An 18395-nucleotide genomic window follows, 5' to 3' on the forward strand; every position below is an offset into this window, starting at 1 on the left:
GCGGCAGGCGCGGCCCGCGGGGCTGCGCCTGCCGGCCGACCCTTGGCCTTGGGGGAAACGGGGGCTCCCGCCCCCCGCGGGCTGGGCCACACTGGGGCATGGCCCATGTTCACCGTCCCGGCGCGCCCCTGGCGGACGCCGCCCCTGAAGACCGCTACGCTGCCCTGCACGCCGACTTCCGCTGGCAGGTGCCCGAACACTTCAACATCGCCCAGGCCTGCTGCGGCCGTTGGGCCCGACAGCACCCGCAGCGGGTGGCCATCCGTGAGGAGAGCCTGGGTGGCCGGGTGCGCCTGCTGCGCTTTGGCGAGCTGCAGGCCCAGGCCAACCGGCTGTCGCGGGTGTTGCGGGCGCTGGGCGTGGGGCGGGGAGACCGGGTGGCGGTGGTGCTGCCCCAGCGGCCCCAGGCGGCCGTGGCCCATGTGGCCATCCACCAGCTCGGCGCCGTCTCCATGCCGCTGTCCCAGCTCTTCGGCCCGGAGGCCCTGGCCTTCCGGCTGCAGGACAGCGGCGCTCGGGTGGCCATTGCCGACGGCGCCACGGTGGGCGCCTTGCGCGCCGCCCGGGCCGACTGCCCCGGCCTGCGCCACCTGCTGCTGGTCGACGGCCAGACCCGCGACCCGCAGGAGCTGGACTGGAGCAGCGCGCTGGCGGCACAGTCCGACCACTTCACCGCCGTGCGCACCAAGGCCGACGAGGCGGCCGTGCTCATCTACACCAGCGGCACCACCGGCCCGCCCAAGGGGGCGCTGATCCCGCACCGGGCGCTCATCGGCAACCTCAGCGGCTTTGTCTGCAGCCAGAACCTGCTGCGCGGTGATCCGGGACGCCCGCCTCGCGTGCCCATGGGGCCGGGCGGTGTGCCGGCCGACGCGGTGTTCTGGAGCCCGGCCGACTGGGCCTGGACCGGCGGCCTGATGGATGCGCTGCTGCCCAGCCTGTACTTCGCCCTGCCCATCGTCGCGTACCGGGGGCGCTTCAGCCCGGAGACGGCCTTTGACCTGATGGCCCGGCACCGGGTCACCCACACCTTTTTGTTTCCCACCGCCCTCAAGGCCATGATGAAGGCCGTGCCCCGCCCGGGGGAACGTTATGCGCTGGGCCTGCGCGCCATCATGAGCGCCGGGGAGGCGGTGGGCGATGCCGTCTTCCAGTGGTGCCGGCAGGCGTTGGGGGTCACGCCCAACGAGATGTTCGGCCAGACCGAGATCAACTACGTGGTGGGCAACGGCCACCAGGGGCTGGGCGCCGACGGCCATCCCTTTGCCCACGGCGGCGGCGGCTGGCCCGCTCGGCCGGGCAGCATGGGCCGGGCCTACCCGGGACACCGGGTGGCGGTGATCGACGACGCCGGGCAGGAGTGCCCGCGCGGCACACCCGGCGACGTGGCGGTGCACCGCCGCGATGTCCACGGCCAGCCCGATCCGGTGTTCTTCCTGGGCTACTGGGGGCGCGAGGACGCCACCCGCGCCAAGTACACCGGCGACCCGGCCGACAGCTGGTGCCGCACCGGCGACACCGCGGTCATGGACGAGGACGGCTACCTCTGGTACCAGGGCCGTAGCGACGATGTCTTCAAGGCCGCCGGCTACCGCATCGGCCCCAGTGAAGTGGAGAACTGCCTGGTGCTGCATCCGGCGGTGGCCAATGCCGCCGTGGTGCCCAAGCCCGATGCGGAGCGGGGCGCGCTGGTCAAGGCCTATGTGGTGCTGGCCCCCGGCCACCTGCCTGACGCCGACCTGGTGGCAGCGCTGCAGGCCCATGTGCGTGGGCGCCTGGCGCCCTATGAATACCCCAAGGAGATCGAGTTCATCAATGCCCTGCCCATGACCACGACCGGCAAGGTGCAGCGCCGGGTGCTGCGCCTGCGGGAGGAGGAGCGGGCCCGGCAGGGGCAGCCGGGCGGCTGAGCAGGCGGCAGGCAGGGTCGCGCAGCCTCAGGCGCTGGCGGCCAGCACCACCTCCGGCGGGAACAGGCCGGCCAGGCCCGCGTCCTGGCCCGGTCCCCGCACCTTGGCCACCCGGGCCGTGCCCGCCACGGCGGGCTGAGGCGCCGGCAGCGGCTGGCCGGAGGGGTCGGTCAGCATGGCCACCAGGGGCCCATGCGGGTTGGGGGTGCGCCGCAGCACCATGGCCTGCTCGCCCGAGCCCAGTGCCACCAGGCTGCCCGGCGGGTACAGGCCCAAGGTGGTGACGACGGTGGCACCGAAATAATTGGCGCTGCGGTGACGGAAGATGGCCGCGGCCGCTGTGGGGCTCAGCAGGGCCACCCGGCCCGCACGCGGACTCATCTTGGCGCAGAACACATCGCAGGTCCGCAGCACGTCGGCCATCTCGCTGCAGGTTTCCAGGCCCATCGGGTAGCCCTTGCCCTTGGGCTGCTCATGGTGCTGGGCCACAGCGTCCAGCCACTCCTCATCGCCCACCCCCAGGCTCTGCAGCAGCCGCATGCCTTCCAGGGGATGCTGGCGCATCTGGGCCTGCTGCCCTGGCTGCATGCCGCCCGGCTGCAGGGCCAGCGTGGTCTGCAGGGAGGTCACGGCGATGTTCATGGTCAGCGCCGCCTGCACCAGCACCCGCCGGCGCTCCACGCTCCACTCTTTGCGGCTGGCCACCAGCCAGGCCACCACGGCGGTGTGCAGCGAATGCAGCACACCGTAGCGCGCCAGCTTGTCCGGGCTGATGCGGATGGCCTCGAAGACGCCCAAGTTGTCGTCCTCCACCATCAGCCGGTCCAGCGTGCGGGCCAGCGCCTGGATACGGCTCAGGAAGTCGGGCTGGGCCCGGGGCTGGAGCAGCAGGCTTTCCAGGTCATGGCCCAGGGCCTGCCACGCTTGCCAGCGCTGCAGGGGCGGGGCCAGGACGGGACTGCTGCCGGCTTGGGGGATAGCGGGTGTGGTCATGGCGCAGGGCGACGGGAAGGCCAAAGCGTGTCTATCGTCCGCGCTGGCGGGGGCTTGAGCCAGCGGCCCCCCGGCCCTGCACGCCCCCGGGCGGGCGCGATGAGCCCCCTGTGCGAGCCACCGCGCACCGGGTATGCTTGCACTGGATGAACATCCAGTCGGCAGCATGCGCACCCCGGCCTGGCGCGCTGGTCCTGAACCCGCAACAGCAGGCCGCCGTGGACCACCGGGGTGGACCCTTGCTGGTGCTGGCCGGCGCCGGCACCGGCAAGACCATGACCCTGGCCGCCCGGGTGGCGGCCCTGGTGGCCGACGGGGCGGCGCCGCACCGCCTGCTGCTGCTGACGTTCTCCCGCCGCGCTGCGGTGGAGATGCAGCAGCGCGCCGGCCGCCTGCTGCACCAGGCCCTGGGCCTGCCGCCCACCGCCGCGGTGCCCCAGCTCCCTTGGGCAGGCACCTTCCACAGCATTGGTGCTCGCCTGCTGCGCGAGCTGGCCCCCCAGCTGGGGCTGGATGAGCACTTCACCGTGCTGGACCGCGCCGATGCCGAGGACCTGATGGCTTGGGTCCGCCAGGACCTGGGACTGGACCAGGCCGGCGAGCAGGGCCGCACGCGCTTTCCGCTCAAGGGCACCTGTCTGGCCGTCTATTCGCGCCTGGTCAACAGCGCACTGCCGCTGGACGCGCTGCCGGCCCTGGTGGCTGAGCACTTCCCCTGGTGCGTCGAGGTCGTCCCCGAACTGGGGCGCCTGATGCAGGCGTATGAAGCCGCCAAGCACGCCCAGCACCTGCTCGACTACGACGACCTGCTCCTCTATTGGGACATGCTGATGGCCGACCCGACGCTGGGCGCACAGGTGGCCGCGCGCTTTGACCAGGTGCTGGTCGACGAGTACCAGGACACCAACCGCCTGCAGGCCCGCCTGCTGGAGCGGCTCTCCCCCCAGGGACGGGGGCTGACCGTGGTGGGCGATGACGCCCAGGCCATCTACGGCTTCCGGGCGGCTTCGGTGGACAACATCCTGCGCTTTGCCCGGCGCTTTGAGCCGGCGGCCGCCACCGTGGCCCTGGAGCGCAATTACCGCAGCACCCAGCCCATCCTGGAGGCGGCCAACGCCGTGATGGCGCTGGCCGCGGACCGCCTGCCCAAGACCCTCTGGAGCGACCAGACCAGCAGTGCCCGACCCGAGGTGGTCAATGTGGACGACGAGGCCGCCGAGGCCCGTTGGGTGGCCGACGCCGTGCTGCGCCGGCGCGAGGAAGGCCTGCGCTTGAAACAGCAGGCCGTGCTGTTTCGCACCGGGCACCACAGCGCCGCGCTGGAGCTGGAGCTGGCGCGTCGGCGGATTCCCTTCGTCAAGTTTGGCGGCCTGCGCTTTCTGGAGGCGGCCCACGTCAAGGATGCCCTGGCGGTGCTGCGCTGGGCGGCCAATCCCCGCAGCCGCCTGGCCGCCTTCCGTGTGGTGCAGCTGCTGCCTGGCATGGGACCGGCCCGGGCCCGCACGCTGGTGGACGCCCTGCAGGCGGCCTCGGACCCCTGGGCGGCGCTGCGGCGCTATGAGTCGCCACCGGCGGTGCGTCTGGTGTTCGAGGACCTGCGCGGGCTGATGCTGCGCCTGGCCCTGCGCCCTCCACCCTGGCCGCAGGAGCTGTCGCTGGTGCTCGAGTGGTTCCAGCCGCATCTGGAGCGCCTGTATGAGCAGGCGGTGCCGCGTGCCCTGGACCTGCAGCAGCTGGCCGTGCTGGCCCGTGGCAGCCGCGGACGTGACGCCTTCCTCACCGAGCTGGCGCTGGACCCGCCCGAGGCCTCCAGCGACGAATCCGGCCCGCCCCTGAAGGACGAGGACTACCTCATCCTGTCCACCATCCATTCGGCCAAGGGCCAGGAGTGGCCGGCAGTGACCGTGCTGCGGGTGGTGGACGGCTGCCTGCCCGCGGACCTGTCCACCGGCAGCCCGGTGGATCTGGAAGAGGAGCGGCGCCTGCTGTATGTGGCCATGACCCGCGCCCGGCAGCACCTGAGCCTGATGGTGCCGCGGCGTTTCCACGTCACCCAACAAAGCCGGCTGGGCGACCGCCACCTGCTGGCCGGGCGCAGCCGCTTCCTGCCCGAGTCCCTGATGCCACTGTTCGACCATCCCGGGCCCCAGGGCCTGAAGTCGGCCCCCGGCACGCCGCCGCCGCAGGCGGTGGTGGACCTGAAGGCGCGTCTGCGCCAGCGTTGGGCGGCGCCTGAGGCCGGCGGCCCGTCCGGGAGCGGATGAGCCCGCAGGCTTGACACCGGGGACGTACAGGACAAGAAACCGGCATGTGCCGACGCACCATTGTTATGCTGGACAGCGGTGCGCCCGATGTGGGCCGCACCCCCAGATGCGGAGGCTGGATGTCCGTGGCGCAGCAAAAGGGCAGGGCGATGTCTGCGGGCCCGCGGACACCGCGGCACGGTGGCCCTCAGGTCTGGGCCTATGTGGCCGTTTGCGCCCTGGTGGGAGGGCTGATCCTGGGGTTGGCTGTCTCGGCGGTGCGCGGTGAGCGCGCCCGTCAGCAGGAACGCATGCTGGCCCAGATGCACAGCCTCAACGGCCTGCTGGAGGCCCGGGTGCGTGACGTGCTGGTGCGTGCCGACCTGCTGCTGCAGACCGCTGTAGCCGATGCCCAGCAGGATCCCGAGGCCGCGCGCCGTGGGGCCTTGCGCGCGCCATGGCAGAACTACCGCCGACTCCTGCCGGAAATGCTGCTGTGGCAGTGGCGCCCGTCGGTGCGGGCGCCCGGCCAGACGCTGTGGTCCTCCCAGGGCGATTTTCCGGGGCCTTTGCCCACCCCTATCGGCATCTCCTCCCAGGGCCTTTACCTGGCCGGGCCCTTGCCCCTGCAGCCGACGGCAGCTTCCGACCCGTCCCCGGGCGCCGTGGCCACCGGCGGCGAACCTTCGGCGCCTTGGGTGCTGCTGCTGAGCCGCCCCCTGCGCCAGGACGATCCGGCCAGCGGCTGGCTCACCTTGGCCCTGTCGGTCGAGGCCTTTGACGCCGGGCTCAGCCAGGTGGACCTGGGGGATGGCGGGGCCGCCACCATCCGCACCGCGGACCTGGCCCTGGTCTACCGCCAGCCCTTGCCGCCCGAGGGCCTGTCCGCCCTGGGCAGCCGCAAAGTGTCCGCCGAGCTGCAGCAGGCCTTGCTGGCCCAGCCGCAGCAAGGTGCCTTCACCGCTCCGACCGCCATGGATGGCGTCGTCCGCAGCAACGTCTACCAGCGCTTGCCCGACTTTCCCCTGCTGCTGTTGGTGGGGGTGGAGCGGCGGCTGGCGCCCGGCGCTTGGTCCGGCACCGAGCTGGCCCTGGTGGGTGTGGCCGGCGCGGCGTGGCTGCTGGCGGTGATCAGCGCGGTGGCGCTGTTCCGCCGCTCGCGGCGTGAGCTGGACGCGGCCTGGCAACACCAGCAGGCCATCGCCAGCTCTTCTGCCGATGCCATCATCACCAAGACGCTGGGTGGGCGCATCACCAGCTGGAACCGGGGGGCCGAGGCCATCTTCGGCTACACCGAGGCACAGATGGTGGGCCAGACCCTGCACCGCCTGTACCCCGAGGACCTTCAGGCCCAAGAGGACCACCTGCTGGACCGGGTGCGGCGGGGCGAACCGGTTCAGCCCTTCGAGACCGAGCGGCTGCGCCAGGACGGCCAGGCGGTGCGGGTCTCGGTGAGCATCTCGCCGCTGCGCGATGGCGATGGCGAGCTGATCGGGGTGGCACACATCGCCCGCGATGTGACCCAGCAACGGCGGCTGGAGCAGGAGCTGCGCGAGCTGGCCTTCCACGATCCCCTCACCCGCCTGCCCAATCGGCGCCTGCTGATGGAGCGGCTGCGCCAGGCCCAGCTGCACAGCCGGCGGCGCCGGCAGTGGGCGGGCCTGCTCTTCGTGGATCTGGACCGGTTCAAGGGCCTCAAAGACCGGCTGGGTCATGAGGCGGGTGACGAGGTGCTGTGCCAGGTGGCACGCCGCCTCAAGGACCTGCTGCGCGACACCGACACCGTGGCCCGGCTGGGCGGCGACGAGTTCGTTGTCGTCTGCCAGGGGCTGGGCGGCGACCTGGACGCCGCCCGACAGGCTGCCGAGCAGCTCAGGACCAAGCTGCAACAGGCCCTGGCCGAGCCCCATGACCTGGGGCAGGGTCGCCTGCACCTGGGCGGCGCCAGCGTGGGCCTGCGCCTGTTCCTGGGGGCTGAGGAAACGCCCGAGCAATTGCTGCGTGAGGGCGATGCGCAGATGTACCTGGACAAACAGGGGCGCCGGGGCGCCGCAGCCTGAGGCCTTGGCACCTTGCGCCCTGGCAGGTCCTCGCGACCTCAGGCCGTCTGCAGCGCGCCGCGGCGGATCTGGTCGCGCTCCAGGCTCTCGAACAGGGCCTTGAAGTTGCCTTCGCCAAAGCCCTCGTCGGCCTTGCGCTGGATGAACTCGAAGAACACCGGGCCCAGCAGGCATTCGCTGAAGATCTGCAGCAGCAGGCGCCTCTCGCCGCCGGCGGTGGAGCCGTCCAGGAGGATGCCGCGGGTCTGCAGCTCGGCCACCGGTTCGCCGTGGCCGGGCAGGCGTTCGGCCAGCATCTCGTAGTAGACGTCGTTGGGCGCGGTCATCAAGGGCACGCCGGCCAGCTGCAGCGCGTCCACGCTGGCCAGCAGGTCGTCGGTCAGCAGGGCAATGTGCTGGATGCCTTCGCCGTTGAACTTCATGAGGAACTCCTCGATCTGTCCGGCGCCCTGTTTGGCCTCCTCGTTGAGCGGGATGCGGATCTTGCCGTCCGGGGCCGTCATGGCCCGGCTGGTCAGCCCGGTGTATTCGCCCTGGATGTTGAAGTAGCGGATCTCCCGGAAGTTGAACAGCCTCTCGTAGAAGCCGCCCCAGTAGGCCATGCGGCCGCGGTAGACGTTGTGGGTGAGGTGGTCGACCAGGCGGAACCCGTGGCCCACCGGGTGGCGCGGCACGCCATCGAGGAACTCGAAGTCGATGTCGTAGATGCTTTTGCCGTCTTCGTAACGGTCGATCAGGTACAGCGGCGCACCGCCGATGCCCTTGATGGCCGGCAGGCGCAGCTCCATCGGTCCGGTGGGGATCTCCACCGGCTGCGCCCCCAGCGCCAGCGCCCGGTTGTAGGCATGGTGCGCGTCCTTCACGCGGAAGGCCAGGCCGCAGGCCGAGGGGCCGTGCTCGGCCGCAAAGTAAGCGGCCACGCTCTTGGGCTCGTGGTTGACGATGAAATTGATCTCGCCCTGGCGATACAGCAGCACCTGCTTGCTGCGGTGGCGGGCCACCAGGGTGAATCCCATCTTCTCGAACAGCGGCTCCAGCAGCCCCGGGGTCGGCGAGGCAAATTCCACGAACTCAAAGCCCATCAGGCCCATGGGGTTCTCAAACAGATCTGCCATGTGTGGCCTCCTTCCAATGTCTTCAGGTGTGTGTCGGTAGGCGTGGCGTCCGCCGTGGCGGTGCGCCGCGCAGGATTCCGGGGCCGACCCGCCTTGCCGGCCAAGCACAAGGCCGGCCGCGTCGCGGGCACAGGCTCGCCGCGGCGGACAGGCGTGCACGGCCGCCCCCGGCCTGTAGCAGGCCGGGGGCGCTGCGGGAGCGGGGTCCGGGAGGGGAAACGGAACAGACAGGGCCGAGGGCGTCGCGACCGCGACGCTCAGCACCGGAAGGCAGACGGCGGCGCCCCGGGGACACCGCGAGTGCTGCGGGCCAAGTGGTCGCCAATGACCAGTTGATAGACAGGGGCTGTCATGACGTCATGGTAGGGGGGTGGGGCCCGGCGGCCGCTGGGGTTAACCCGCCTGTCACGCCGTCGCCATGGGCCCCCCCTACCGTGCAGGGCCAAGATCCGGCGGTCCGGCACCACACTTGCGTTGGGGCTGCGCTGTGCGTTCACCGCCCGGGGCGCACGGGTCTTTCAGCAGACAAGGAGCAGAAGTTGAGCATCAAGCAGGAACGCATCGGCCCTCTTTTGGTGATGACTGGCGAGGCGCAGCGTCAGGAGTTCGACGCCAAGGACGCCACCCCGGTGCGTGTGGCCTTTCCCACGGCCTTTCGGCGCCCGCCTCTGGTGCAGCTGGGCATCGTGGGTCTGGACGACAACAACAACCAAGCCCTGCGCCTGCGGGTGCAGGCCCTCAACGTGAGCGAGGAGGGGTTTGACCTGCAGATGTACACCTGGCACACCACCAAGCTGTTCCAGGTGGTGGTGCAGTGGACAGCCCTGGGCGAGTCGCGGTTCTGAGGCCTGGGGGCCGGGCGGGGGGCGAGGCGGGTGATGCGGGCCAGTTGCAGGTTGTCCACCTGCTGCACGGTGCCTGCCACGGCGGCGCGGGCTTCAAAGGTGAGCGGGCCCAGGGGGGCGGTGTGGCGCGCCGGCCCTGGGCATCGATCAGGGCTTCCATCTGGGTCAGGGCCCGACCGCTGTCCAGGAGGTCGCGGGCGATGCGCCAGCCGTCACCCCCGCGCACCGCGGGGTCGAACTCGATCATGCCTCCGGCCAGTTGCAGGGACTTTTCGCGCAGGTCCCCGGGGGGCCAGCGGGTCGCGGCGCAGCACGGCGATCACGTCGCGCGCCTCCAGCACCGGGCCGATGCCCTGGCCCACCGGCTGGCTGCCGTCGGTGAACATGACCTCCAGCGGCAGGCCCAGGCGGCCGGCGACGAACTCGAACAGCTTGCGCAGGCGCAGGGCCGCGGGCATGGTCCGCACTTTGGCACTGGGTCCCACCGGGATGTCCAGCACCAGGTGGGTGGAGCCGGCGGCGATTTTCTTGGAGAGGATGGAGGCCACCATCTGGCCCACCGAGTCCAGCGCCAGGGGTCGCTCCACCGAGATCAGGATATCGTCGGCAGCAGACCCTTGGGCGGTGCCCCCCCAGGCCAGGCAGCCCCCGGTGGTCCGCACAAGTTCCGGCAGGCGTGTCAGCGGCAGCTCCACCTGGGCGAGCACTTCCATGGGGTCGGCCGTGCCGGCGGGCGAGGTGATGGTCCGTGAACTGGTCTTGGGGCAGAGCAGGCCGTGCGCGGTGACGATGGGCACCACCAGCATGGAGGTACGGTTGCCCGGCAGCCCGCCGATGCTGTGCTTGTCCACCACCGGCCCGCCGCGTGCCTCGCGTTGCCAGTCCAGGCGCTGGCCGGCGGCAATCATGCCCTCGGTCAGGTAGAGCACCTCTTCGCGCTTCAGGTCCTGGCCCTGGGTGGCCACGACGAAGGCGGCCAGCTCGATCTTGCTGTCGCGGGCCTGGGCCATGTCGGCCACTGATGTCGATCAGCTCCTGGCGCTGCAGGTAGGCCACTTTTTCCCGCCAAGTGTCGATGGCCACGCGGCGCAGCACCAGCGCGGGCAGGGTGTCGGCCCGGGCGACCGGGGCGGGGGCGGGCACCGGGTCAGGCGCGGCTTCAGACGGGCCCAGGGCAGGCGGGGCCGGCCTCAGCGGGGCAAGGCGGCCAGGTCCAGCTCAGTCCAGAGGAAACGCCGTACCGGCTCCCACCACGGGCCCTGCACAGACAGGTCGACCACATGGCTCATGTCAGGCTGGGCGACCACGTCGCAGCGCACGCCGGCTGCGGTGAACCGCGCCTGGGTCGGCAGCAAGTGGCCGCTCCAGGTGGCGCCTGTGGTCCGGTCGGTGGGATTGGCATGCAGCAGCAGCACCGGGGTGTCGTCCGGGTCCACGCGCAGCAGGCTGCCGGTGTCCAGGTTGCCTTCGACCAGGGTGGCCCCGGTGGAGACGGCCGCCCGCACCCGGGCGCTCTGCCTCGGCACGCCGGACTGGGTGCCGGCCAAGGTGTCGGGCTCGACGGCGTTGATCAGGGCCATGCCTCCACCCGCGGAGGAGCCCAGGGTGGCGATGCGCTGCACATCCAGGTGGTAGGTGCCGGCCCGGGACTTGAGGAAGCGGATGGCGTCCATCAGGTCCTCGCTGGCCTGGGTGATGGCCTGCAGGCGTCGGGCCGGGCTGCGGGCGTTGTCGGGGGTAAGCCGGTAGTTGATGCTGGCCGCGACGTAGCCGGCCTGGGCGTAGGAGCGCATTTCGGCGCGGAAGTCCTCCTTGGAGCCGCTCTGGAAGCCGCCGCCGTGGACCCAGATGACCAGGGGCTGGGGGCTTCCGGCCACGGCATTGGGGGGCATGCTCAGGTCCAGTCGCAGCGCCAGGGTCTCGGCGCCGGTCTCGGCTGCCCGGCGGTTGCCGGCGGTGTACTGGTCGCCATCGGGGTTGGCGCGGGTGGCATAGACCAGGTCGGTGTGCTCGGTGAGCTGGTCCACGCTGAACTGGGTGGCCATGTAGAGCCCGGTGGCCGGGGCCTGCACCGGCGGGGGCGGCGCGGCGTCTTGGCTGCTGCCGCCGCCGCAAGCGGCCAGGGTGGTCCCCAGGCCCAGCGTGCCGGCACGCAAGGCCCGGCCCACTTGCGGTGGCCAGGACGGACGGCGCGGGCGCCGGGGGGGACGGGGCGGCGAAGAGGTCAAGTGCGGGCTCCAGCGGCATGGGGCCTCCGGCCCCACGGGCCCAGCAGGCCCGGGGCGCATGGTAGTGGCCCAGGCGGCAGAGGGTAACGCAGGACGGCGCGCAGGCGGGTTCAGCGCCGGAACAGGCGAAGGGTGTTCACGCCGGCCTCGTGCAGGTACTGCACCCGGTCGCAGGCCTGGCGGATGATGTTCAGCCCGAAGCCGCCTTCCGGAAACGCACTGAAGTCGGTGTGCGGCGATCGGGGTGGCGCCGGGGAGAAGGCCTCGCCCAGCGAGACCAGATCCACTTCCAGGCCGCCATCCCGGGCACGGGTGAACAGCTCGATGGGGGCGTCGGGCGGACGGTTGACCGCATGGCGGATGACGTTGGTGAAGCCTTCCACGCTGGCCACGGTCAGCAGGCCGGCGCCGGCCTCGTCCAGTCCCGCGGCCCTGGCGTCGGCCTGCACCGCGCGGCGCAGGCCTTCCAGGGCCCCCAGCACCGGTGCCAGCTCCAGCCGCCGCTCGGCGGGCGCGGACCGCGGGTGCAGGGCCATCACCAGGGTGAGGTCGTCGTTGACCTGCACGCTGGCGTCCAGCAGTTCTTGCCTCAGGCGGCTGAGGATGGCCGCGGGCGCGGCATGGCGCCGCGCCAGTGCGGCAAAGGCCTGCGCCACGCGCTCACGGCCCACCCGGGCACCGTCGGCGCGCTGGGCATCCGCCACGCCGTCCGAACACAGGAACAGCGCGTCGCCGGGTCGCCAGTGCAGGCTGTCCTGGGTGAAGGTGGCCTCGGCCATCACGCCCAGCGGCGGGTGCTGGTTGTGCAGGTGGACCAGGCCCTGGCCATGCTGCAGCAACAGCGGCTCCTCATGGCCGCAGCCCACCCAGCTCAGCCGGCCCAGGCGGCTGTCCAGCCGCACATGGCAGACGGTGACAAAGGCGTCCAGTGCCTGCAGGTGGGGGGTGAGCGCTCCATGCACCGCCGCCAGGATAGCCGCCGGCTCGGGGCGGGCCCCCTGGTAGCGCGAGACCAGCTCGGCCATGGAGCGGCTGAACTGCAGCTTGGTGGCCGCCCCCATCAGCGCGGCGGCCAGACCCTTGCCCATCACGTCGCCCACCACGATGTCCACGCAGTTGGGCCCCAGCTCGAAGAATTCGACGAAGTCACCGTCAACGCCCTGCGAGGCCTGGTTGCTCACGCTCAGCCACAGCGGTCGGTCTGCCGCCGGCGGTGGCGTCACCAGCAGCGATTGCTGGATGCGCGCCCCGATCTGCACCTCGCGCTCGCGTGCCTGGGCCAGCGCCAGCTCGGCCCGCCGCAGGGCGGAGATGTCGGTCTGGATGCTGATGTACTGGCGCGGCAGCCCGTCATCTCCCGGCACCGGCACGATGGTGCCGGCCACCCAGTAGCGCTCGCCGTCCTTGCGGCGGTTGACCAGTTCGCCATGCCAGATGCTGCCCTGGGTGATGGTGCGCCAGAGCTGTCGGTAGACGGTGTCGGGATGCTCGCCGCTCTTGAGCAGGTTGTGCTTGCGGCCGAGGAGCTCGGTCGGGCTGTAGCCCGAGAGCTCGGCCAGCTTGGCGTTGGCATAGAGGATGCGCCCGAAGGGGTCGGTGATGCTGACGATGGCGTGGGCATCCAGCGCCAGCTTCTGGCGCTCCAGGTCGGTGGCCAGGGCCTGGGTGCGCTCCAGCAGGGCGGCCCGCTCGGCCTCCTCCTCGCGTCGGGCGGTGATGTCGCGCAGGGTGGCGGTGAAGAACAGCTGTGACCGGGCGCGCACCGGCACCACGGTGAGCTCCAGCGGAAAGATGCGGCCCCGGGCGTCCAGGCCGTCCATTTCCACGCGCTGGTTGACCACGCCGCCGGCACGACCACTGAGGTAGTCGCTCAGGCTGGCCATGACCCGGGCACGCGCGCGATGCGGCAACAGGTGGAACACCGGCTGCCCGATGACCTCGGTGCGCTCGCGGCCGAAGATGAGTTCGGCCGCGGGGTTGAAGTCCACCACCGTGCCGGCGGCATCGAAGGTCAGGATGCCGTCCATCGACGCCTCGAGGATGGCGCGGCGCCGGGCCTCCAGCAGGCGGGCCCCGGCCCGCATGACCCGCAGGCGGCGCTGGCTGTCCTCGTCGCGCCGCAGGCTGCGCCAGAGGGCGGCGCCGGTGGGCAGCACCAGCAAGCTCAGCACCAGGCCAGCCAGGACCAGGCTGCGGGTGGTGCCGCGGCTCTCGCGCAACACGTCTTGCAGCGGGTGCTCTACCAGCACCCCCAGGGACCAGCCCGGCACCGGCCGCCAGGCCGAGAGCTGCTCGGTGCCGTGCAGGCCCTGCCCCAGGGCAGTGCGCGGCCCCCCGGGGGGGGCCGATGGCAGGGCGGGTTGCAAGGCTGGCAGCTCCGGATGCCCCTGGCCGGGCAACAGGGGCTGTGCACCGGCCACCAGGCTGCTGTCCTGGCCCAGCACCGCCACCTGCAGTCCGGTGTCGGCTATCAGACTGTCGAGCTCCTGCAGCAGGTGGCGGGGATCCAGCACGGCCACCAGCCAGCCGCTGGGCACCCCGGTGGGGCTCTGCAACGCCAGCACCAGGCACAGGCCATAGGCCTCATGCTGCCGGGGGCTGGGAGGTTCCAGGTCGGGCAGCAGCAGGCCGGCCCTCAAGGGACCCAGGCGCGGTGCCGCCGACGGCGGGGGCAGCGGGCCGCAGGCAGCCAGCGGCGCCAGGCGGCCCACGGTCCTGGCGTCGGTGCTGGTGCGCACCTGCTGCCGGGCATCGAGCAGGCTCAGGCTGCGCATCAGGGGTTCACGCTGGGCGATGTCGGCCAGCAGCGGCTGTAGGCGTACACCACTCTCGTTGGACAGGTCGGCCAGACCTTCGGCCAGGGTGCGCATCAGACCGGCGGCGGCGGCAAGCTGGCGGTCCACCTGACTGGCCAGCACCTGGGCATGCAGATCGGCCCGGGACAGCGCGCTCTCTTCCACCTTGCGCTGGCCAAACAGGATCATGGCCGCTACCGCCAGCCACACCAGGATGAGCAGCAGGCCGGTGAGCCACACCACATGCCGGGCCTGCAGGCGCGAGGGGGTGTCCGGCAATTCCCCGGCTTCTGGTGGCAGGCCGTCGGGCCCGGTGGAGGGCGCGCTGGGGCGGGCCAGCGGCTCGGACTCGGGACCGTTTTGTGGGTGGGCTGGCACCTCGTCGTCGGGATCCGGCATGGGCGTTGGGGGTGGAGACGAGGGGAGCGCGGAACCTGAACCCGATCTTCAGGGTGCCGGCCGCAGGCTCAGGGTGTGGTGGGTGTGGGCTTGCACATCCTCCGCGGCCAGGTGCCGCCGGGCTTGCCGGCCCTGGGCATGGGCCAGGGCCTGGTCGGCGTAGTGCGGGTCGCCCCATACCCCGCTTTGGCCCACCGGGTTGCTGGCCCAGGCGCCGGTTGGGTCCCCCAGCTCGATGACCCGGCGGGTGGAGGGGCCGTTCTGCACCTTCCAGGGCGCCGGACCGACGGGGTAGGAGAAGTTGTTGGGGGTTTCGCGGCCACCGGGCACGCCGTACGGGCCGACGTTGAACAGCCGGTCCAAGGGGGCTTGGCGGCCCAGCGGATGGCCGTGGGTCAAGGTGTGGGCGCGTCCCCAGGTCCAGGTCTCGGCTTGGGCGCCAAAGGTGGTTTCCAGGTGGCGCAGGGCCTGGCGCCAGGATTGGCTCAGGCGCTCGGCCGGGCGTTCCACGGCCGGGGTGTCCCGGCGGTCCCACCACGGCGAGGTGGGGTCTTCCAGCACGCGCAGCAGCGCGTCCTCCAGGATGCGGGCCCGCAGCAGCAGGCCAAGCTGGGCTTCTCCCAGCGGTTCACGGAACAGGCTGGTGGCAATCTCGTGGAACCACTGGTTGAACAAGGTGGCCTCCACGCTGTCCACGCCGTGGCGGCCATCCCAGCGGCCCAGCTGCTCCAGCAGGCGGCGCTCCTGAGGCTCCAGCGGGGCGGCTTCCAGCAGCGCGAGGGCACGGGCGATGAACTCCGGGGCGTAGCCGTTGCCGTCGGCCAGTTGCAGTTCCCGAGCCGCCTGGGCGTCCCAGACCCTGCCCGGCGTCGCCAGGGCGGCATCCAGGTGGCGCACGCGGTGCGGCCCGGCGTAGTAGCCGGGCAAAGGCCAAGGGCTGGCCGGCGCATGGTTGGCCGAGACGATGTAGCCCCGTGCCGGGTTCTCCTCTTGCGGGTTGTCGCTGAAGGGCAGCCACCCCAGTGTGCGGGCTTCTCCCCGCGCGGCGTCCAGCATCAGGCTGGGCCGCATGCCGGCCGGCCGCTGGGGCAACTTCGCGGCCGCCCACCAGCCGATGTCCCCGCGGGCGTGCGCCCAGAGGATGTTCAGCCCCGGAGCGTGCACCCCTTGCGCCGCCTCGCGGGCCTCCTGCAGGGTACTGGCCCGGTTGAGCCGGTAGAAGGCCTCCAGCACCGGGTTGTCGGTCTCCAGCAGAGTCCAGCGCAGCGCCACGGGCCGGCTGGGCGCCGTGCCGGGCGGCAGGGCGGATTCCACCAGCGGGCCATGGGGGCCACGGCGCAGCACCAGGTCCACTGCCGGCGCCCCCTTGACCAGGATCCGGCTGGTGCTCTCCTCGGTCGGGCGCCAGCCGTCCGGGTGGCGCAGCCACCCTGGCCGGGCCGGGTCGGTCTCCTCCAGCACCAGGTCCATGTCGTCGTTCTGGAACATCGTCAGGCTCCAGGCCTGGTCGGTGTTGTGGCCCAGCAGCGCCATGGGCAGCAGGGCGGCGAAGTGGCCGTAGAGCTCAAAGCCGGGGGCCTGCAGATGGGCCTCGTACCAGACGGCGGGCACCGAGAAACCGATGTGGGGGTCACCCGCCAGCAGCGGCTTGCCGCTGCGGGTCCGGCTGCCGCCCACCACCCAGGCATTGCTGCCCTCGAACAGGCCCACCCCCGACAGGGCACTGGCCTGCTCCACCAGTTCGCCCAGGCGCGCCAGGGCCGGGTGGTCGGCCGCTGGCAGCGCGGGGCGGGCCAGCACGGGCTGGGCGGCGCCCCGCCGGGCCTGGGGGCGTCCCAGGGCGCCCAGCGGATCCTCTGGCGGCAGGAAGGGCGCCAAGTGCCGCTCGCCCAGGTGATCGCGGATGAAGGTGAGGGCCGGGTCGGTGCGCAAGGCGTTGGCAAAGCTGAAGGCCAGGTAGGCGATCACGCTGTAGGAGTCGGCCGCGGTGAAAGGGCGCCGCGGCAGGCCCAGCAGGTCAAATTCCAGGGGCAGCGGGCAATGCGCCACGCAGTGGTTGACCCCGTCCAGATAGGCCTGCAAGGCGGTGCCGGCCGGGCTGGCCGGGTCCAGGCGTGCGGCCATGCGGTCGGCATGCTCGCGCAGGCGCAAGGTGCGGAACAGCTTGTCGGTGTCCAGCAGCTTGGGGCCCAGGACCTCCGCCAGCTCACCACGGGCCAGGCGGCGCTGCATCTCCATCTGGAACCAGCGGTCCTGGGCGTGCACATAGCCCAGGGCGCGGTACAGGTCGGCCTCATGACGGGCCTGGAGATGCGGCACGCCCAGTTCGTCATAGCGCACCTGCACCGCCGCTTGCAGCCCCGGCAGCTCCAGCTCCCCGTCACGCTGCGGCCGTTTGCCCTGGAGGTACAGGGTGAGGGTCATGAGGACCAGTAGCAGTCCGCCGCCCAGGGACCAGGCGATGAGCTTGAGGGTGCGGCGCATGGGGGGGGCAGGGCAGAGGGGAGGGGTGGGTGTGGTGCCATTTCAACATGGGCCGCCCGGCTCGGCCACCGGAGCCACCAGAGGGAGGATCGCCACAGGGGCCGCGTACACTCGGGGCCCCTTTCCTGAACCACATCTGCTGCCGTGCGAGACCGACTGGCTGTTCTTCCCCAGTACCTGCTGCCCAAGCTGGCCCTCACCCGCATGGCAGGCCAGCTGGCCGGATGCCGCGCGGGGCCCTTGACCACGGCGCTGATCCGCGCCTTCATCCGCCGCTACGGCGTGAATATGGCCGAGGCGGCGCGTCCGGACCCGGCCGCCTACCCCACCTTCAACGAATTTTTCACCCGGGAACTCCGGCCCGGCGCCCGGCCGCTGGCGCGGGCACGGTGGGTGTCGCCGGTCGACGGGGCGGTCAGCCAATGCGGCCGCATCCAGGACGGCCAGATCTTCCAGGCCAAGGGGCATGCCTACTCGGCCACCGCCCTGGTAGGGGGGGATGCCGTGCTGGCCAGCCAGTTCCGGGAGGGTCACTTCGCCACGCTCTACCTGAGCCCGCGCGACTACCACCGCATCCACATGCCCTGTGCGGGCCGGCTGCGGCAGATGGTGCACGTGCCCGGCGAGCTGTTCTCGGTCAACCCGACCACGGCACGCGGCGTGCCTGGTCTTTTCGCGCGCAATGAGCGCGTGGTCTGCGTCTTCGATGGGGAGCGTGGCCCGTTCGTGATGGTGCTGGTGGGCGCGACCATCGTGGGCAGCATGGCCACGGTCTGGCACGGGGTGGTCAACCCGCCGCGCCCGGGCGGGCCCCGCATTTGGGACTATGCCGACGGGCCGCTGCTGGCGCAGGGCGCGGAGATGGGCCGATTCCTGCTGGGCTCCACCGTGGTGATGCTTTTCCCGCAGGCCGACATGCGCCTGAATGCCAGCTGGGAGCCGGGTCGCGCCATCCGCATGGGCGAACTGATGGCCCAGTGAGGGCCGCGCCGCAGGCCGCGTGGCGGGCCTGCAGGGCTCTCAGCGTCGGCGGGGGCCGCCACCCATGGGGGGTTGCGCGGACCGGTCGATGTGGCGGAACGTGATCCGCCCTTTGCTCAGGTCATAGGGCGACAGCTCGAGAGACACGGCGTCGCCGGCGAGGATGCGGATGTGGTTCTTCTTCATCTTGCCGGCGGTGTAGGCCACCAGCACGTGACCGTTTTCGAGGGTCACACGGAACCGGGAGTCGGGGAGCACTTCGTCCACGACGCCACGCATTTCAATCAGTTCTTCCTTGGCCAAGGAGACAACTCCAGGTGCTGAGAGGATCAGGAGCGGCTG

11 protein-coding genes and 1 pseudogene are annotated in these 18395 nt (G+C 71.7%); 5 read left to right on the top strand and 7 right to left on the bottom strand.

Translation table 11 applies throughout. From position 1 onward, the window contains the following. Positions 1 to 98 precede the first annotated feature (98 nt). Entirely contained in the window at positions 99 to 1910 is a 1812-nt protein-coding gene (locus G3A44_RS17620; protein ID WP_163459068.1) for an acetate--CoA ligase, read from the top strand. Positions 1911 to 1937: 27 nt separating this feature from the next. Here the strand turns inward: G3A44_RS17620 and G3A44_RS17625 are convergent, their stop codons facing one another. Continuing rightward, positions 1938 to 2903, bottom strand: coding sequence for an HD-GYP domain-containing protein (locus G3A44_RS17625; RefSeq protein ID WP_163459069.1), 966 nt, complete (start codon positions 2901 to 2903; stop codon positions 1938 to 1940). A gap of 146 nt (positions 2904 to 3049) precedes the next feature. On the opposite strand from G3A44_RS17625, the gene G3A44_RS17630 reads away from it, so the two are divergent. Continuing rightward, on the top strand, positions 3050 to 5167 hold the full coding sequence (locus G3A44_RS17630; protein ID WP_163459070.1) for an ATP-dependent helicase: 2118 nt from the start codon (positions 3050 to 3052) through the stop codon (positions 5165 to 5167). Positions 5168 to 5370: 203 nt separating this feature from the next. Continuing rightward, positions 5371 to 7206 (top strand): diguanylate cyclase domain-containing protein, encoded by a 1836-nt coding sequence (locus G3A44_RS24155; RefSeq protein WP_163459071.1) that lies wholly within the window; start codon positions 5371 to 5373, stop codon positions 7204 to 7206. A gap of 38 nt (positions 7207 to 7244) precedes the next feature. Here G3A44_RS24155 and hppD read toward each other — a convergent pair whose 3' ends face one another. Then, on the bottom strand, positions 7245 to 8321 hold the full coding sequence (gene hppD, locus G3A44_RS17640) for a 4-hydroxyphenylpyruvate dioxygenase (RefSeq protein WP_163459072.1): 1077 nt from the start codon (positions 8319 to 8321) through the stop codon (positions 7245 to 7247). Positions 8322 to 8860: 539 nt separating this feature from the next. Here hppD and G3A44_RS17645 point away from each other — a divergent pair. Continuing rightward, positions 8861 to 9166: an H-type lectin domain-containing protein gene (locus G3A44_RS17645; RefSeq protein ID WP_163459073.1), complete on the top strand. Its 306-nt coding sequence runs from the start codon at positions 8861 to 8863 to the stop codon at positions 9164 to 9166. A gap of 11 nt (positions 9167 to 9177) precedes the next feature. On the opposite strand, the pseudogene G3A44_RS17650 reads toward G3A44_RS17645, so the two are convergent. From G3A44_RS17650 to G3A44_RS17665, 4 genes and pseudogenes are all read right to left on the bottom strand, one after another. Further along, positions 9178 to 10185: pseudogene (locus G3A44_RS17650) on the bottom strand (thymidine phosphorylase); the annotation flags it as partial. A gap of 171 nt (positions 10186 to 10356) precedes the next feature. After that, positions 10357 to 11394, bottom strand: coding sequence for an alpha/beta hydrolase (locus G3A44_RS17655; RefSeq protein WP_163459074.1), 1038 nt, complete (start codon positions 11392 to 11394; stop codon positions 10357 to 10359). Between the two features lie 110 nt (positions 11395 to 11504). Beyond that, complete coding sequence (locus G3A44_RS17660) at positions 11505 to 14588, bottom strand: PAS domain S-box protein (protein WP_163459075.1); 3084 nt, start codon at positions 14586 to 14588, stop codon at positions 11505 to 11507. Between the two features lie 48 nt (positions 14589 to 14636). Further along, positions 14637 to 17072 (bottom strand): penicillin acylase family protein, encoded by a 2436-nt coding sequence (locus G3A44_RS17665; protein WP_163459076.1) that lies wholly within the window; start codon positions 17070 to 17072, stop codon positions 14637 to 14639. Positions 17073 to 17216: 144 nt separating this feature from the next. Between G3A44_RS17665 and asd the strand changes: the two genes are divergently transcribed. Further along, positions 17217 to 18053 (top strand): archaetidylserine decarboxylase, encoded by an 837-nt coding sequence (gene asd, locus G3A44_RS17670; protein WP_310734404.1) that lies wholly within the window; start codon positions 17217 to 17219, stop codon positions 18051 to 18053. Between the two features lie 39 nt (positions 18054 to 18092). On the opposite strand, the gene infA is transcribed toward asd, so the two are convergent. Beyond that, a complete protein-coding gene (infA, locus tag G3A44_RS17675) occupies positions 18093 to 18356 on the bottom strand; it encodes a translation initiation factor IF-1 (RefSeq protein WP_163459077.1) in 264 nt (87 codons plus the stop codon). Positions 18357 to 18395: the final 39 nt, after the last annotated feature.

This window comes from Ideonella livida (assembly GCF_010499455.1).
Lineage (GTDB): Bacteria > Pseudomonadota > Gammaproteobacteria > Burkholderiales > Burkholderiaceae_C > Ideonella > Ideonella livida.